This is a genomic window from Micromonospora sp. RB23, from assembly GCF_053585025.1.
In genome coordinates this window covers 6,169,530-6,184,328 of the sequence record NZ_CM132111.1, presented here as the reverse complement: position 1 = coordinate 6,184,328, position 14,799 = coordinate 6,169,530, and the positions used below count along the sequence as shown (strand labels likewise).

General features: G+C 72.1%; 13 protein-coding genes. 8 read left to right on the top strand and 5 right to left on the bottom strand.

Annotated elements, in window-relative coordinates; all coding sequences use genetic code 11:
- Positions 1-34 precede the first annotated feature (34 nt).
- Complete coding sequence (locus ACTFTM_RS28150; RefSeq protein ID WP_357126320.1) at positions 35-418, bottom strand: WhiB family transcriptional regulator; 384 nt, start codon at positions 416-418, stop codon at positions 35-37.
- Between the two features lie 256 nt (positions 419-674).
- On the opposite strand from ACTFTM_RS28150, the gene ACTFTM_RS28145 reads away from it, so the two are divergent.
- Complete coding sequence (locus tag ACTFTM_RS28145) at positions 675-1,493, top strand: response regulator transcription factor (RefSeq protein WP_449563390.1); 819 nt, start codon at positions 675-677, stop codon at positions 1,491-1,493.
- A gap of 143 nt (positions 1,494-1,636) precedes the next feature.
- Here ACTFTM_RS28145 and ACTFTM_RS28140 read toward each other — a convergent pair whose 3' ends face one another.
- Positions 1,637-2,056: a DUF5319 domain-containing protein gene (locus tag ACTFTM_RS28140; protein WP_449563389.1), complete on the bottom strand. Its 420-nt coding sequence runs from the start codon at positions 2,054-2,056 to the stop codon at positions 1,637-1,639.
- Between the two features lie 185 nt (positions 2,057-2,241).
- On the opposite strand from ACTFTM_RS28140, the gene guaB reads away from it, so the two are divergent.
- From guaB to ACTFTM_RS28120, 4 genes are all read left to right on the top strand, one after another.
- A complete protein-coding gene (gene guaB / locus ACTFTM_RS28135) occupies positions 2,242-3,804 on the top strand; it encodes an IMP dehydrogenase (protein ID WP_449563388.1) in 1,563 nt (520 codons plus the stop codon).
- 27 nt (positions 3,805-3,831) lie between these two features.
- Complete coding sequence (locus ACTFTM_RS28130; RefSeq protein ID WP_449563387.1) at positions 3,832-4,950, top strand: GuaB3 family IMP dehydrogenase-related protein; 1,119 nt, start codon at positions 3,832-3,834, stop codon at positions 4,948-4,950.
- Positions 4,951-5,101: 151 nt separating this feature from the next.
- Positions 5,102-6,523: a M1 family metallopeptidase gene (locus ACTFTM_RS28125; RefSeq protein WP_449563386.1), complete on the top strand. Its 1,422-nt coding sequence runs from the start codon at positions 5,102-5,104 to the stop codon at positions 6,521-6,523.
- 107 nt (positions 6,524-6,630) lie between these two features.
- Entirely contained in the window at positions 6,631-8,091 is a 1,461-nt protein-coding gene (locus ACTFTM_RS28120) for a M1 family metallopeptidase (RefSeq protein WP_449563385.1), read from the top strand.
- A gap of 48 nt (positions 8,092-8,139) precedes the next feature.
- On the opposite strand, the gene ACTFTM_RS28115 is transcribed toward ACTFTM_RS28120, so the two are convergent.
- Positions 8,140-9,243 (bottom strand): LCP family protein, encoded by a 1,104-nt coding sequence (locus ACTFTM_RS28115; RefSeq protein ID WP_449563384.1) that lies wholly within the window; start codon positions 9,241-9,243, stop codon positions 8,140-8,142.
- A gap of 163 nt (positions 9,244-9,406) precedes the next feature.
- Between ACTFTM_RS28115 and ACTFTM_RS28110 the strand changes: the two genes are divergently transcribed.
- On the top strand, positions 9,407-11,101 hold the full coding sequence (locus ACTFTM_RS28110; protein ID WP_449563383.1) for an FAD-dependent oxidoreductase: 1,695 nt from the start codon (positions 9,407-9,409) through the stop codon (positions 11,099-11,101).
- On the opposite strand, the gene ACTFTM_RS28105 is transcribed toward ACTFTM_RS28110, so the two are convergent.
- Positions 11,090-11,551 (bottom strand): GNAT family N-acetyltransferase, encoded by a 462-nt coding sequence (locus ACTFTM_RS28105; protein ID WP_449563382.1) that lies wholly within the window; start codon positions 11,549-11,551, stop codon positions 11,090-11,092. The two genes, ACTFTM_RS28110 and ACTFTM_RS28105, sit on opposite strands and share 12 nt — an antisense overlap.
- Positions 11,552-11,722: 171 nt before the next feature.
- Between ACTFTM_RS28105 and guaA the strand changes: the two genes are divergently transcribed.
- A complete protein-coding gene (gene guaA / locus ACTFTM_RS28100; RefSeq protein ID WP_449563381.1) occupies positions 11,723-13,279 on the top strand; it encodes a glutamine-hydrolyzing GMP synthase in 1,557 nt (518 codons plus the stop codon).
- Positions 13,280-13,286: 7 nt separating this feature from the next.
- Here guaA and ACTFTM_RS28095 read toward each other — a convergent pair whose 3' ends face one another.
- Positions 13,287-13,625: a PspC domain-containing protein gene (locus ACTFTM_RS28095; RefSeq protein WP_449563380.1), complete on the bottom strand. Its 339-nt coding sequence runs from the start codon at positions 13,623-13,625 to the stop codon at positions 13,287-13,289.
- A gap of 144 nt (positions 13,626-13,769) precedes the next feature.
- On the opposite strand from ACTFTM_RS28095, the gene ACTFTM_RS28090 reads away from it, so the two are divergent.
- Positions 13,770-14,720, top strand: coding sequence for an NUDIX hydrolase (locus ACTFTM_RS28090; RefSeq protein WP_449563379.1), 951 nt, complete (start codon positions 13,770-13,772; stop codon positions 14,718-14,720).
- The last annotated feature ends 79 nt before the right edge of the window (positions 14,721-14,799 follow it).

Sequence of the window (14,799 nt, the reverse complement as noted above, 5' to 3'; positions counted from 1 at the left end):
GGCGCGGTTCGCGGTGTCGGGGTGTTGTGTCGGGTCAGGCCACGTTGCGCTGGGCCGGGACCGTCGACTTGTGCGGGCGGCCCAGGCGGGCCTCCAGCCGGGCCACGTCGACCCGGATCTGCCGGCGGTCCGCCAGGTCCTCCCAGCCGACGGCGAGTAGGCGCAGCCGCTCGGACTCGCTGAAGCCGCCCCACACGCCGTACGGCTCGCGGACCGACAGCGCGTGTGCGGCGCACTCGGCGCGGACCGGGCAGGCGCGGCAGACCGACTTGGCCGAGGACTCCCGCCGCAGCCGCGAGGATCCGCGCTCCCCGTCCGGGTGAAAGAACTGAGCGCTGTCCCGGCCTCGGCAGGCACCGAGCCGCTGCCAGTCCCAGAGGTCGACGATGGGTCCGGGCAGTCTACGTACGTTCGACATCAGCACCCCTCCTCCCGCGCGGCACCGCGAGAATGCTTGTGGCCGGCTTCCGGGCGGCGGGCCGCGCAGGCGCACCGTTCCCGGCCTGGACCCCCCGGTACCCGGGTCGTTGCCGGCTCACACGTCTGTGATCCAAAACGCCTGGCAACTTGCGGCTTTTGCCCCATCTGTCGGAAAAGTTCAGATGATTGCCGGGAACCTCCTCCCCAGCCGACGTCGTCATGGTCTGCTCGTGTGCGGAGAGGAGACCATCACAGTGCGTACCGTTCTTGTGTGCGTTCGGACACCGCTCGCGGCTCAGCACCTCACTTCCGCTGCCGCACGGCTGGGTTTGTCCGCGATCGTTCGTACCGCCGTCTCCGATCCCGAGGTGATGCTGCGACTCGCCGAACGACCGGCCGACGTGGTCCTGGCCGACACGGCCCTCACCCGGCCGGACAGCGCGGGCTTCGTCCGCCGGGTGCTGGCCCGCGCGCCACAGGCCGCGGTCGTGCTGCTCGGCGCCGAGGAGTCCGAGGCGGCAGCCGCCACCATCAGCGCCGGCGCCCGCGGCCTGATCCAGAACGCCGACCACGACCTCACCAGTGCGGTCGCCAAGGCTCTGCTCCTGCTGACCGCGCCCGGCCGGGCCTCCCGGCAGCGGGTCACCGACCCGGCCCGGGACGCGGCGGCGGTCGGTGGCTCGGGCCGCTCCGCGCCGTCGGTACGCGGGGCCGCCGAGCCCGGCTGGACCGCCGCGACCGGCGACGGGCCGGCGGGCGTGGCGTCGGTGCCGGTGCAGCGGGGTGACGACGAGGTCGAGTCGGCGGCCGACGGGACCGCCACCGGGCAGTCCGACGCCGGCCGGCCCGGCCCGGGCGCCCGTGGCGGCCGCTCGTCGATCGGGCTCACCGAACGGGAACTCCAGGTGCTTCTGGGCATGGCCGAGGGCAAGAGCAACGCGGAGATCGGCCGGGAACTGTTCGTCTCGGAGGACACCGTCAAGACACACGCGCGACGGTTGTTCCGCAAGCTCGGCGCCCGGGACCGCGCCCACGCGGTCGCCGCCGGCTTCCGAGCCGGTCTGGTCTCCTGAACGCCGCGCCGCGCCCCGCCGCGCCGCCTCGTCCTTGATCGTGCTTGAGCCTGGAAGTAGTGGTCTGCCTGCGCGGCGAGGCCACTACCTCCGTGTTTGAGCACGATCTTGAGTGGGCCGAGGTGCCCCGGACCGCGGGACGTTCAGTCGGCGGTGGTGGCGGCGCCCGGCTCGTCCTCGGTGCCCTCGGTCAGGGTGTCGTGCACCCCGTCGGCGTACCCACGGGCGTAGTCCCAGGTCACGTAGTGGTCCGGATCCGGGTCGTACGCCGGCTCGTGCACGCGGGGCCGCCCCGAGTTGAGCAGGTGCCGCAGGTTGCCCCGCAGCAGGTCCCAGTCGAAGTAGTGCGGTTCCCGGCAGTCCTCGCATTCGATGACCAGCCCGCGGACCCCGATGGGTGCCAGCAGGGCCTGGTAGATCTCCAGGTCGGCGAGGTCCTCCAGCACGTCCTGCCGCTCGACGTCGGTCAGCGGATCCGGCGACGTGTCGTCGCCCGGATCGTCCAGCCCGGCGGTCGGGTCGGCCGGGTCGCCGTTGAACGGGTCGATGGGCTCGTCGTGCACCCCCTCACCGTAGACCCAACGCGGCGCGGACGTCCGCCCCCGGCACCGCGCCGAGGCGGCCGCCGCCGATCCAGGTCGCGCAGGTCACTGGGTACGATGGGTCGACGTGCCGGCACCGTGCCGTGTTCCGGTGCCCGCCCGCGCCACCTCGCTGAAGCCCATCCGAGCAGCTCAGGGGAGCAATCGTGGAAAATTCGCCCAGTACTGATCTTCCGGTCGGCGTCGAGCACGCCGACCTGGGCGGCCACCTGCCCGAGCTGCCCGCCGGCTCGGCCCGGGTCGTTCCGCTCGGGCTCACCTTCGACGACGTGCTGCTCCAGCCGGGCGAGTCGGACGTCGTGCCCAGCCGGGTCAACACCCGGACGAAGCTCACCCGCAACGTCGAACTGACCGTCCCGCTGCTGTCCAGCGCGATGGACACGGTCACCGAGGCGCGGATGGCGATCGCCATGGCCCGCCAGGGTGGCATCGGCGTGCTGCACCGCAACCTGTCGGTGGAGGACCAGGCGCTCCAGGTCGATCTGGTCAAGCGCTCCGAGTCCGGCATGATCACCAACCCGGTGACCGCCAGCCCCGACGACACGTTGCGCGAGGTCGACGAGTTGTGCGGTCGGTACCGCATCTCGGGCGTCCCGGTGGTGGACGGCAACGGCCAACTGGTCGGCATCGTCACCAACCGCGACATGCGCTTCGTCTCCGAGCCGGACACCCCGGTCCGCGACATCATGACCCGGACGCCGCTGGTCACCGCTCAGGTGGGGGTGAGCAAGGACGAGGCGCTGGCGCTGCTGCGCCGGCACAAGGTCGAGAAGCTGCCGATCGTGGACGACTCGGGCCGCCTGCGCGGGCTGATCACCGTGAAGGACTTCACCAAGAGCGAGCAGTACCCGAACGCCACCAAGGACGACGCGGGCCGGCTGCGGGTGGCTGCCGCCGTCGGTGTCGGCGAGGATTCGTACAAGCGGGCGCGCACGCTCGTCGACGCGGGCGTCGACGTGCTGATCGTGGACACGGCGCACGGGCACCAGCGGGCGGTGCTCGACATGGTCCGCCGGCTCAAGAAGGACGTCACGATCGACATCGTGGGCGGCAACGTGGCCACGTACGCCGGCGCGAACGCGCTGGTCGAGGCCGGCGCCGACGGCATCAAGGTGGGTGTGGGCCCGGGCGCGATCTGTACGACCCGGATCGTCGCCGGTGTCGGCGTCCCGCAGATCACCGCGATCATGGAGGCGGCCCGTGCCGCCCGCCCGGCCGGCGTGCCGGTGATCGGCGACGGTGGCATCCAGTACTCGGGCGACATCGCGAAGGCGCTGGTCGCCGGTGCCGACACCGTGATGCTCGGCAGCCTGCTGGCCGGCTGCGAGGAGAGCCCCGGCGAGCTGATCTTCATCAACGGCAAGCAGTACAAGGCGTACCGCGGGATGGGCTCGCTCGGCGCGATGCAGTCCCGGGGGCAGGCCAAGTCGTACTCGAAGGACCGGTACTTCCAGCAGGACGTGCTCGCCGAGGACAAGCTGGTCCCCGAGGGCGTCGAGGGCCAGGTGCCCTACCGGGGCCCGCTGTCCGCGGTCGCCCACCAGCTCATCGGCGGGCTGCGGGCCGCCATGGGGTACGTCGGCGCGGAGAGCATCCCCGAGCTGCACCGGCGTGGCCAGCTGATCCGGATCACCGCGGCCGGGCTCAAGGAGAGCCACCCGCACGACATCCAGATGACCGTCGAGGCGCCCAACTACCACTCCCGCTGACCATCCCCCAACAATCTGGAGTCCCCCATGCGTGACGTGGTCGAGATCGGGCTGGGCAAGACCGCGCAGCGCGGCTACCACCTGGACGACATCGCCATCGTGCCGAGCCGCCGGACCCGGGACGTCGACGACGTGTCGACCGCGTGGCAGCTCGACGCGTACCCGTTCGGCATCCCCTGCGTCGGGCACCCCTCGGACGCGACGATGAGCCCGTCCTCGGCGGTCCGGCTCGGTCAGCTCGGCGGCCTCGGCGTGCTCAACGTCGAGGGGCTGTGGACGCGCTACGAGAACCCGACGAAGGTGCTGGAGGAGCTGGCCGGTCTCGACGAGGACGCCCGCGCCACCAAGCGGCTCCAGGAGGTGTACGCGGAGCCGATCCGCCCCGACCTGATCGCCGAGCGGGTGAGTGAGCTGCGCGCCGGTGGTGGCACGGTGGCGGTGCGGGTCTCCCCGCAGCACACCCTCGCGCTCGCGCCGGTGATCCTGGACGCCGGGGTGGACATCCTCGTCATCCAGGGCACCATCGTCTCGGCCGAGCACGTGTCGACGACCGACGAGCCGCTGAACCTCAAGGAGTTCATCGCCGACCTCGACCTGCCGGTCATCGTGGGCGGTTGCACCGACTACAAGACGGCGCTGCACCTCATGCGGACCGGCGCGGCCGGCGTGATCGTGGGCATCGGCGGCGACGAGTGGTCGACGACCGAGTCGGTGCTGGGCATCCGGGTGCCGATGGCCACCGCCATCGCGGACGCCGCCGCGGCCCGTCGGGACTACCTCGACGAGACCGGTGGCCGGTACGTGCACCTGATCGCCGACGGTGACATCCAGACCTCCGGTGACATCGCCAAGGCCCTTGGCTGCGGCGCGGACGCGGTGATGCTCGGCGAGCCGCTGTCGCTCTGCGACGAGGCGCCTGCCGGTGGCGCCTGGTGGCACTCGGCGGCCAGCCACCCGTCGCTGCCGCGCGGCGCCTTCGAGGTGTCCGGTGAGCCACTCGGCTCGATGGAGCAGCTGCTCTTCGGCCCGGCGGACGAGGCCGACGGTCAGCTGAACCTGTTCGGTGGTCTGCGTCGGGCGATGGCCAAGTGCGGCTACCGCGACCTCAAGGAGTTCCAGAAGGTCGGTCTGGTCCTCGACCGCTGACCGCTCACTTCGCTGAGGGGCCGACTCCGCCGCCGTGCGGGGCCGGCCCTTCGCCGTCACCGCCGAGGCCCTCGCCGTCGATTCGGGCATCCGTCGGCGTATCGGTGGCTACGCTCGGTCCTGACCCCGGGTGGCGCGGAAGGAGTGGTGCATGGTCCTGAGCGGACTGACTCCGCCGCGCCGCCGGCTGGCCGCCACTCTCACGGCTCTGAGCTGCGCCGTCGCGCTGACCGCGACCGGCTGCACGGGCGACGACGACGGCTTCCGGCCCGGTGCGACGGATGCCGGTGACCCGTACGTGCCGGGCCGTGGCAACGGCGGCTACGACGCCACGCACTACGGGCTGGACGTCCGCTACGACCCGAGGACCGACCGGCTCACCGGTCGGGCCACCATCACGGCGACCGCCACCCAGGACCTGTCCCGGTTCAACCTGGACCTGGTCGGCCTGACCGTGGGCGAGGTCACCGTCGCCGGCAAGCGTGCCCAGCACCGACGCGACGACGGGGAGCTGGTGGTGACCCCGCACGACGGGCTCGCGCGCGGCCGGTCGTTCACGGTGACCGTCGACTACGCGGGAGTGCCCACCCCCGTCGACGACGGCGTGCTGGGCAGCGGCGGTTTCCTGCACACCGCCGACGGGGCCGTCGCCCTCGGCCAGCCCGAGTCGGCGGCCACCTGGTTCCCGGTCAACGACCATCCGTCGGACAAGGCCAGCTACGACATCGCGGTGACCGTCCCGGACGGACTGTCCGCGTTGAGCAACGGGGTCCCCGGTCCGCGGAGCAGCGCCGACGGGTGGACGACCTGGCGTTGGTCGGAGCGCACCCCGATGGCCAGTTACCTCAGCACCCTCGTGATCGGCGACTACCGGGTGGTCACCGGCACCCACGCCGGCAGGCCGATGGTCACCGCGGTCGCGGCGAGCCTGCCGGCGAACGGCGGCGCGGCCCGCTCGGTGGCCCGTACCGGGGAGATCGTCGACTTCCTGGCCAGCCGCTTCGGCCCGTACCCCTTCGACTCGTACGGCGGGATCGTGGTCGCCGATGAGCGGATCGGGTACGCGTTGGAGACGCAGTCCCGGCCGGTCTACGGGCCCGCCTTCTTCACCGGCGACCGTCCCAACCCGGGGGTGGTGGCGCACGAGCTGGCCCACCAGTGGTTCGGCGACAGCGTGTCCCTGCGCAGGTGGAGCGACATCTGGCTGAACGAGGGCTTCGCCAGTTACGCCGAGTGGCTGTGGGAGGAGCACGACGGCGGCCGGACCGCGCAGCGCAACTTCGAACTGCAGTACGCGTCGACCGACTGGTCGGAACCGTCGGTCGAGCCGGGCCGGGAGCGGATGTTCGGCACCGCCGTCTACAAGCGCGGCGCGCTCGCCGTGCACGCGCTGCGCCGGACGGTCGGCGACGACACCTTCTTCCGCATCCTGCGCACCTGGACGTCCGAGCGGGCGACCGGAAACGGCACCACCGCCGACTTCGTGGCGCTGGCCGAACGGGTGGCCGACCGGCCGCTCCGACCCCTCCTCGACGCCTGGCTGGTCGGCGGAGCGGCCCCGACCCTGCCGTGACGACGCCGTGATCATCGGTCGATAGGCTGCCGCCTGCGATCGGGCAGGAGCGCCGGTCGCGCGGGGCGGCGGAGCCATCCCGCACCGGCCGTACGGGGAGGTTCGTGATGCGGGGTACGCGGCACAGGCTGCGGGTGGGCGTCGGTCTACTGGTGACCGGGGCGCTCGTGTTGTCGGGGTGCGACTCGTCCACTCCGGAGGCGGCGGCACCGTCGCCGAGCGCGTCCCCGACGCCGTCGCGGGCCTTCACGGCCGGGGCGGCCGGGGCCGGCGACGCGTACTTCCCCAGCTACGGCAACGGCGGGTACGACGTCGGGAAGTACACCGTCAAGGTGCGCTACGACCCGGCGAAGGACCGGTTGACGGGTACGACCACCGTGCAGGCCACGGCGACCGCGGACCTGTCGACCTTCAACCTCGACCTGGCGGGTCTGACCGTCAAGACGGTCACTGTGGACGCCACGCCGGCCACCCACACCCGGAACAAGAACGAGCTGGTCATCAAGCCGGCGGCCGGCCTCATCACGGGCAACGGGTTCGTGGTGGAGATCGCCTACGAGGGTGTGCCGAAGCCGCTGAAGAACGAGCTGCTCGGCGAGGGCGGGTTCCTGCACACCGCCGACGGCGCCATCGCGCTGGGTCAGCCCGAGTCGGCGAGCACCTGGTTCCCGGTCAACGACCACCCGTCGGACAAGGCCGCGTACGACTTCGAGATCACCGTGCCGAAGGGTCTGACCGCCGTCAGCAACGGTGTGCCGGGTGGCAGCACCACCACGGACGGCTGGACCACCTGGAAGTGGTCGGAGAAGTCGCCGATGGCCAGCTACCTGAGCAACGTGGTGATCGGCAAGTTCCGGATCACCACGGGCCAGCACAAGGGGAAGCCGGTCTACAGCGCGGTCACCACCAAGGTGGCCAAGGGCGCCTCCGACGCGTCGATCGCGCAGACCGTCAAGGTGGCCGACTACCTGGAGACCGTCTTCGGGCCGTACCCGTTCGACGCGTACGGCGGTGTGGTGGTCTCGGACAGCCGGATCGGGTACGCGTTGGAGACGCAGAGCCGCCCGGTCTACTCGGCCGGTTTCTTCCGGCGGGGCGAGAACACCGAGGTGGTCGCCCACGAGCTGGCCCACCAGTGGTTCGGCGACAGCGTGGCGCTGGCCAAGTGGGAGGACATCTGGCTCAACGAGGGCTTCGCGACGTACGCGGAGTGGCTCTGGGCGGAGCACACCAAGGAGTACACCGCCAAGCAGGCCTTCGACATCCGGTACCAGCGGGTGCCCGCGACGGTGTGGAAGACCCCGCCGGGCAAGCCGGGCGTGAAGGACCTGTTCAGCGAGTCGGTCTACCAGCGCGGCGGCATGACCCTGCACGCGCTGAGGGTGGCCGTCGGCGACAAGGCGTTCTTCGAGATCGTCAAGACCTGGGCGGCGGAGAAGCGCAACGGCACCGCCAGCACCGCCGAGTTCGTGGCCCTCGCCGAGCGGATCTCCGGCAAGCAGCTCGACGCTCTCTTCGACGCGTGGCTGTACGGCACCAAGAAGCCCGCCCAACCCAAGAAGCTCTGACCCCACCCGCGCCCCCGCCCGCGGAACAGGGCGGGCGGGGGCCGGGGGTCACTTCTTGACGACCAGGTTGGGGTGGGCCTTCAGGTACGCCTCGGCGCGACCGGCCCGGAGTTCGGTGATGAACGTCCGCCCCTGGGTGGTGAGCTGTTCGCCCCGGTAGGCGCTGCCCTTGCCGACTCCCGAGCCGGGCAGCCCGACCAGGGTGAACTGGTTCTCCGGCACCCCGCTGAGGGCGTACGCCAGGTCGACGATCCGGTCGCCGCCCACGTACACCAGGGTGTTGCCCAGGGCGGCGACCACCTGGTCGACGCGCTCGGGCTGCCGGGCCAGGCCCTCGTCGAGGATCTTGCGGGTCAGGGCCTTGACGAGCTGCTGCTGGTGACGCTGGCGGGCGTAGTCGCCGCCGGTGATGTAGCGCTGTCGGGCGTAGTCCAGCGCCTGCCACCCGTTGAGGTGCTGTTCGCCCTTCTCGTAGACCTTCTGCGGTCCGGTGTAGCCGCCGGGCGCGCTGTCCCGGTACTTGCCGTCCGGCTTGCGGTGCAGGGACGCGACCCGCTGGTCGACGTAGATGTCCACCCCGCCGAGGGCGTTCACCAGCTTGTCGAACCCGCCGAAGGTGAGCACGGCGCCCGCGTCGATCCGCAGTCCGGTGTAGCCGCTCACCGTGCTGCGCAGCAGCTCGTACCCCTGGGCCGTGCTCGGCTGCTTGGGCTTGCCCGGCACCCGGCTGCCGAAGCTCATCGAGTGGGTGAGCTTGGTCTTGCCCCCCTTGTAGCCGGCCTTGGGGAACGGCGGGATGTCCACCAGCAGGTCGCGGGGGAGCGAGAAGAGGTACGCCCGGCCGAGGCCCTTCGGCACGTGCAGCACCAGGACGGCGTCGGAGTGCGGCTCCCAGCCCGGCACGCTGACCCGGGTGTCCACGCCGACCAGCAGCAGCGTCAGCGGACCCTTGATGTTCGCGCCCGGCGGCGGACCGGTCGGGCTGGGGGTGGGTGTGGCGGCCGGCGACGGGCTCGGCGAGCCGGCCAGCGGCGTGCCGGCGGGCTTGTCGTCGCCGCTGAGCCGGGTGATCACCGTCGCTCCGCCGACGACCAACGCGAGGACGGCGAGCGCCGCGAGCCCGAGCAGCAGCCAGCGTCGGCGCGGCTCCATCGACCCCAGGATCATCGTGTGTGTTTCCTTCCACCCGTATCCGGAACAACGCTCCGACGGGTGCTCCGGGTTGCGGCCGGGAGGCGACGGGTCGGTTGGCCGGTGCATGATCGCGCGAAAACGGGCGCTGGCGCGAGCGCTACTCGCGAGTAATGATGCGTCCATGCGGTACGAGGTGGTCGTCATCGGGTCCGGCTTCGGCGGCGGCGTCACCGCGCTGCGGCTCGCCGAGAAGGGCTATTCGGTCGGTGTCGTCGAGGCCGGCCGCCGCTTCGCCGACGACGAGTTCCCGCAGACCTCGTGGCGGCTGCGCCGGTTCCTGTGGGCACCGAAGCTGGGCTGCTACGGCATCCAGCGGCTCACCCTGCTCCGGTCGGCCGCCGGCCGGTCCGGCGGCGTGCTGGTGCTCTCCGGGGCAGGGGTGGGCGGCGGGTCACTGGTCTACGCGAACACCCTCTACGAGCCGCTGGACGCCTTCTACACGGATCCACAGTGGTGCGACGTCACGGACTGGCGTGACGAGTTGGCACGCCACTACGACCAGGCGAAACGGATGCTCGGCGTCACCACGTACCCCGTTCACACGGGCGCGGACCGCGCCATGCGGGCGGTGGCCGACCGGATGGGGGTCGGTCACACCTTCCACGCCACCCCGGTCGGCGTGCACATCGGCCGTCCCGGTGAACGCGTCGCCGACCCCTACTTCGGTGGCGTCGGTCCGGAGCGCACCGGCTGCCTGCACTGCGGCTCGTGCATGACCGGCTGCCGGCACGGCGCCAAGAACACGCTGGCCAAGAACTATCTCTGGCTCGCCGAGCGGCTGGGCGCCACCGTGCACCCGCTGACCACGGTGACCGCCGTCCGACCGGTGGCCGGCGGCGGGTACGAGGTGCACACCGAGCGCACCGGGGCGTGGTTGCGGCGACGGCGGCAGGTCATCCACGCCGACCAGGTGGTCTTCGCGGCCGGAGCGCTCGGCACCCAGCGGCTGCTGCACGAGATGAAGGCCACCGGGGCGCTACCGCGCCTGTCGGACCGGCTGGGCGCGCTGACCCGGACCAACTCCGAGGCGATCCTCGGCGCGTCTATCCCTCGGCGACGGGCCCGGCAGCAGCGGACCGACTTCACCGAGGGGGTGGCGATCACCAGTTCGTTCCACCCCGATCCGCAGACCCACATCGAGCCGGTCCGCTACGGCCGCGGCTCCAACGCCATGGGCCTGCTCCAGTCGCTGCTGGTCGACGGCGGGCCGCACCGGGTCCGGCGCTGGCTGGGCAGCATCGTCCGGCAGCCGGGCCTGGCCGCCCGCATGCTGACCGTGCGCGGCTGGTCGGAGCGTACGGTCATCGCCCTGGTGATGCAGTCGGTGGACAACTCGTTGACCACCCTCTGGCGGCGCGGTCCGTGGGGCCGCCGCCTGGTCGCGGGGCCGGGTCACGGCACCCCGAGCCCGACGTGGATCCCGGCCGGCAACACCGCCACCCGACTGCTCGCCGAGGAGATCGGCGGTACGCCGGGGGGCTCGCTCACCGAGCCGTTCGACATCCCGGTCACCGCGCACATCCTGGGCGGGGCGGTGATCGGCGCCACGTCGGCGGACGGGGTGATCGACCCCTGGCACCGGGTGTACGGCCATCCGGGGCTGCACGTGGTCGACGGCGCGGCGGTCTCCGCCAACCTCGGGGTCAACCCGTCGCTGACGATCACCGCGCAGGCGGAACGGGCGATGTCCTTCTGGCCCAACAGGGGCGACGAGGACCCCCGGCCCCCGCTCGGTGATCCGTACCGACGGCTGCCGCCCGTACCCCCGCGCGGGCCGGCGGTGCCCGCGGACGCCCCGGCCGCCCTACGACCCTGACAGGGGTCGTCGCAGGATGTGGTTGACGCCGAAGGCGGTGTCGCTGACGCGCACGTCGGTGTAGCCGATCCGCTGGTAGAAGCCGTGCCCGGTGTGGCTGGCGCCGGTCTCCATGAACGTGTGCCCCTCGGCCCGGGCCAGCTCCTCGACGTGCCGCATCAGCCGGCGGCCGATGCCGTGGCCGTGCGCGTCCGGGTCGACGAACATCGTGTAGACCTTGTTGCCGTCGCGGGACACCGTGCCGACCGGGCGTCCGTCCTGCTCGGCGACGTAGATCCGCCGTTCGACGGCGAGTTCGCGGAACCGGTCGGCGGTGAAGTGGTCGCACATCCGGTCGATCGTCTCGGCCGGGTAGTCGCGGCTGTTCACCTCGCGTAGGCAGCGGACGACCAGGGCCGACAGCGCGTCGCCGTCCTCGGAACGGAACGCTCGGATGGTCAGCTCGGCCATCGGCACGCCTCCGTCCGTGAGTACGGGGATTGTCGCCGACCGTATCGGGACGCGAAACGCCGTCGCCACCCGACCGGACATATTGGGTTGTATCGCCACCGGTGCGGCCGGCGCGCCGAGTCTGTGGGGCGCGGCTCGGGTCGGCGGTGACTGTCGGTAGGCTTCGTGCACATGAGCCTGCCTCGCCCCGTCCTCGTGGTGGACTTCGGAGCCCAGTACGCCCAGCTCATCGCGCGCCGGGTCCGCGAGGCGAAGGTCTACTCCGAGATCGTGCCGCACTCCATGCCGGTCGCCGAGATGCTGGCGAAGAACCCGGCGGCGATCATCCTCTCCGGCGGTCCGGCCAGCGTGTACGCGCCGGACGCCCCGCAGGTCGACGCCGGCCTGTTCACGGCCGACGTGCCGGTCTTCGGCATCTGTTACGGCTTCCAGGCGATGGCCCAGGCGCTCGGCGGCACCGTCGCGCGGACGGGCAACCGTGAGTACGGCGGCACCCCGCTGCGTCCGCGCCTCACGGAGCCGGGCGTGCTGCTGCGCGACCTGCCGGCGGACCTGCCGGTCTGGATGAGCCACGGCGACTGCGTCACGGAGGCCCCCGAGGGCTTCACGGTGACCGCCGAGTCGGCGGGCGCGCCCGTGGCGGCCTTCGAGGACACCGTCGGCCGTCGGGCCGGCGTGCAGTTCCACCCGGAGGTCGGGCACACGGCGCACGGCCAGGAGATGCTGACCCGCTTCCTGTACGACATCGCCGGCATCGAGCCGACCTGGACGCCCGAGAACATCATCGACGAGCAGGTCGCCCGGATCCGGGCGCAGGTGGGCGACAAGGAGGTCATCTGCGGCCTCTCCGGCGGGGTGGACTCGGCGGTCGCCGCCGCGCTGGTGCACCGGGCGGTCGGTGACCAGCTCACCTGTGTCTTCGTCGACCACGGTCTGCTGCGCGCCGGTGAGGCCGAGCAGGTCGAGAAGGACTACGTCGCCGCGACCGGCATCAAGCTCAAGGTGGTCGACGCGGCGGAGAGGTTCCTCGGCGCGCTCGCCGGGGTGACCGACCCCGAGCAGAAGCGCAAGATCATCGGCCGGGAGTTCATCCGGGTCTTCGAGGCCGCCGCCCGCGAGATCGCCTCGCACGGTGATGTGGAGTTCCTCGTCCAGGGCACCCTCTACCCGGACGTGGTCGAATCCGGCGGCGGCACCGGCACCGCCAACATCAAGAGTCACCACAACGTCGGCGGCCTGCCGGAGGACCTGAAGTTCGCGCTCGTCGAGCCGCTGCGCACGCTCTTCAAGGACGAGGTCCGGGCGCTCGGCCTCCAGCTCGGCCTGCCCGAGGCGATGGTCTGGCGGCACCCGTTCCCCGGCCCCGGTCTGGCCATCCGGATCATCGGCGCCGTCGACCGGGAGCGCCTCGACCTGCTGCGTCAGGCCGACCTGATCGCCCGCGAGGAGCTGACGGCCGCCGGCCTGGACCGGGGCGTCTGGCAGTTCCCCGTGGTGCTGCTCGCCGACGTACGCAGCGTCGGGGTGCAGGGTGACGGGCGCAGCTACGGGCATCCCGTGGTGCTGCGCCCGGTCTCCAGCGAGGACGCGATGACCGCCGACTGGTCCCGGCTGCCCTACGAGGTCGTCGCCCGGGTCTCCACCCGGATCACCAACGAGGTCGCCGAGGTCAACCGTGTGGTGCTGGACGTGACCAGCAAGCCGCCGGGCACCATCGAGTGGGAGTGAGCCGGTCTCACGCGGCCGGCGGGGTCGTCGGCGGGTAGGGCGGCGTCGGGGCGTACCCCGGCGGTGGGCCGCCGGGCGCGGACCCGGCGGTCGGCGCGACGCCCGCCGGGTGCGGCCAGGCGGGCGCGCCGGTGGGCTCCTCGGGCATCAGGAACCACATGATCGGGTACGCGAGCAGCGCGAGGCCGCCGGTGAGCAGGCCGGCGACCGCGAAGGCCACGCGGACCAGTGTGGGGTCGACGTCGAAGTAGCGGCCGAGGCCACTGGCGACCCCCGCCACCATGCGGTCGGTGGTGGGTCGCCGGAGCTGCTTGTACGGGGCCTGGGGAGCGGCGGTAGGTGTCATGCCTCCACGGTCCGCGCCGACGCGCGGCCTGCCCTCGGTGACCGCCCGGATCCCTACCCTGATCGATCCCTGAGCGGGAAGCCAGGAGTCAGGAATCCGACTCTTTTCCGTTCCGGTAACGCGGCCCGGGGAGAATTTGGACCCGTGACCACCATGCTGGAGCCGCTCCGCAGGATCGCGGCATACGCAGTTTGTGCTGATTCGGACGGCCGAGTGTTGCTGGTCCGCGCATCGGAGCGCTCCGGCACACCCGGCACGTGGTCCCTGCCCGGCGGGGCGGTCGACCACGGCGAGGACCCCCACCACACGGTGGTCCGCGAAACCGCCGCCGAGACGGGCCTCTCGGTCGCCGTCTCGGGCCTGGCCGACGTGCTGGCCGACATGCGGGCGCTGCCCGAGCGCGGCATCACGATCCACACCGATCGCCTGATCTACCGGGTGGGGGTGCGCGGCGGCACCCTGGCCGACCGGGCCGGCGAACGCCCCACCGACCTCGCCCGGTGGTACACGCTGGACGAGGCGCGTCAGTTGCCGCTGCGCTCGTTCACCGCCCGCGCCCTCGGTCTCCCCGCCTCCTCGGCCGACGTGGTGCCCGAGGAGGCCCCGGAGTTCCCCTCCTTCTACGCGGTCCCCGGCCCGGACGGGCTGCACCGGGCGCAGCGCTTCGCCGCGTACGCGGTGTGCACCGACCCGGCCGGTCGGGTGCTGCTCACCCGCATCTCCGACGGCTACCCGGGCGCCGGCTGCTGGCACCTGCCCGGCGGCGGCACCGACTACGGCGAGCAGCCCGGCGCGGCGCTCATCCGGGAGCTGGTCGAGGAGACCGGCCAGGCCGGCCGCCTCGTCGAGCTGCTCGGTGTGGCGAGCCACCGCGACGCCGCTTCGCTCGGTCCGGAGGGTTACCCGATCGACTGGCACGGCGTACGCGCCTTCTACCGGGTGGTGGTCGACCAGCCCAACCCACTGATCATCGGCGACGTCGGCGGCTCGACCTGCGAGGCCCGCTGGTTCGCCCGCGAGGAACTGGGCGCCCTCGGAGCCGACCGCCTGACCGAGGTGACCGCCGAAGCGGTCCAAGCAGCCCAACTAACCTGACCCCCCTGCCCCCTCCCGGCCCCCGGACGCCGTGCATCGCGTTGATCATGAAGTTATTGTCAGGACACGCCGAGATGGA

Bases quoted from the DNA above. Each gene is read 5' to 3' on its own strand.
- ACTFTM_RS28120 (WP_449563385.1), top strand. From the start codon at position 6,631: ATGCGGGGTACGCGGCACAGGCTGCGGGTGGGCGTCGGTCTACTGGTG.
- ACTFTM_RS28125 (WP_449563386.1), top strand. From the start codon at position 5,102: ATGGTCCTGAGCGGACTGACTCCGCCGCGCCGCCGGCTGGCCGCCACT.
- ACTFTM_RS28110 (WP_449563383.1), top strand. From the start codon at position 9,407: ATGCGGTACGAGGTGGTCGTCATCGGGTCCGGCTTCGGCGGCGGCGTC.
- ACTFTM_RS28095 (WP_449563380.1), bottom strand. From the start codon at position 13,625: ATGACACCTACCGCCGCTCCCCAGGCCCCGTACAAGCAGCTCCGGCGA.
- ACTFTM_RS28130 (WP_449563387.1), top strand. From the start codon at position 3,832: ATGCGTGACGTGGTCGAGATCGGGCTGGGCAAGACCGCGCAGCGCGGC.
- ACTFTM_RS28105 (WP_449563382.1), bottom strand. From the start codon at position 11,551: ATGGCCGAGCTGACCATCCGAGCGTTCCGTTCCGAGGACGGCGACGCG.
- ACTFTM_RS28150 (WP_357126320.1), bottom strand. From the start codon at position 418: ATGTCGAACGTACGTAGACTGCCCGGACCCATCGTCGACCTCTGGGAC.
- ACTFTM_RS28115 (WP_449563384.1), bottom strand. From the start codon at position 9,243: ATGGAGCCGCGCCGACGCTGGCTGCTGCTCGGGCTCGCGGCGCTCGCC.
- guaA (WP_449563381.1), top strand. From the start codon at position 11,723: ATGAGCCTGCCTCGCCCCGTCCTCGTGGTGGACTTCGGAGCCCAGTAC.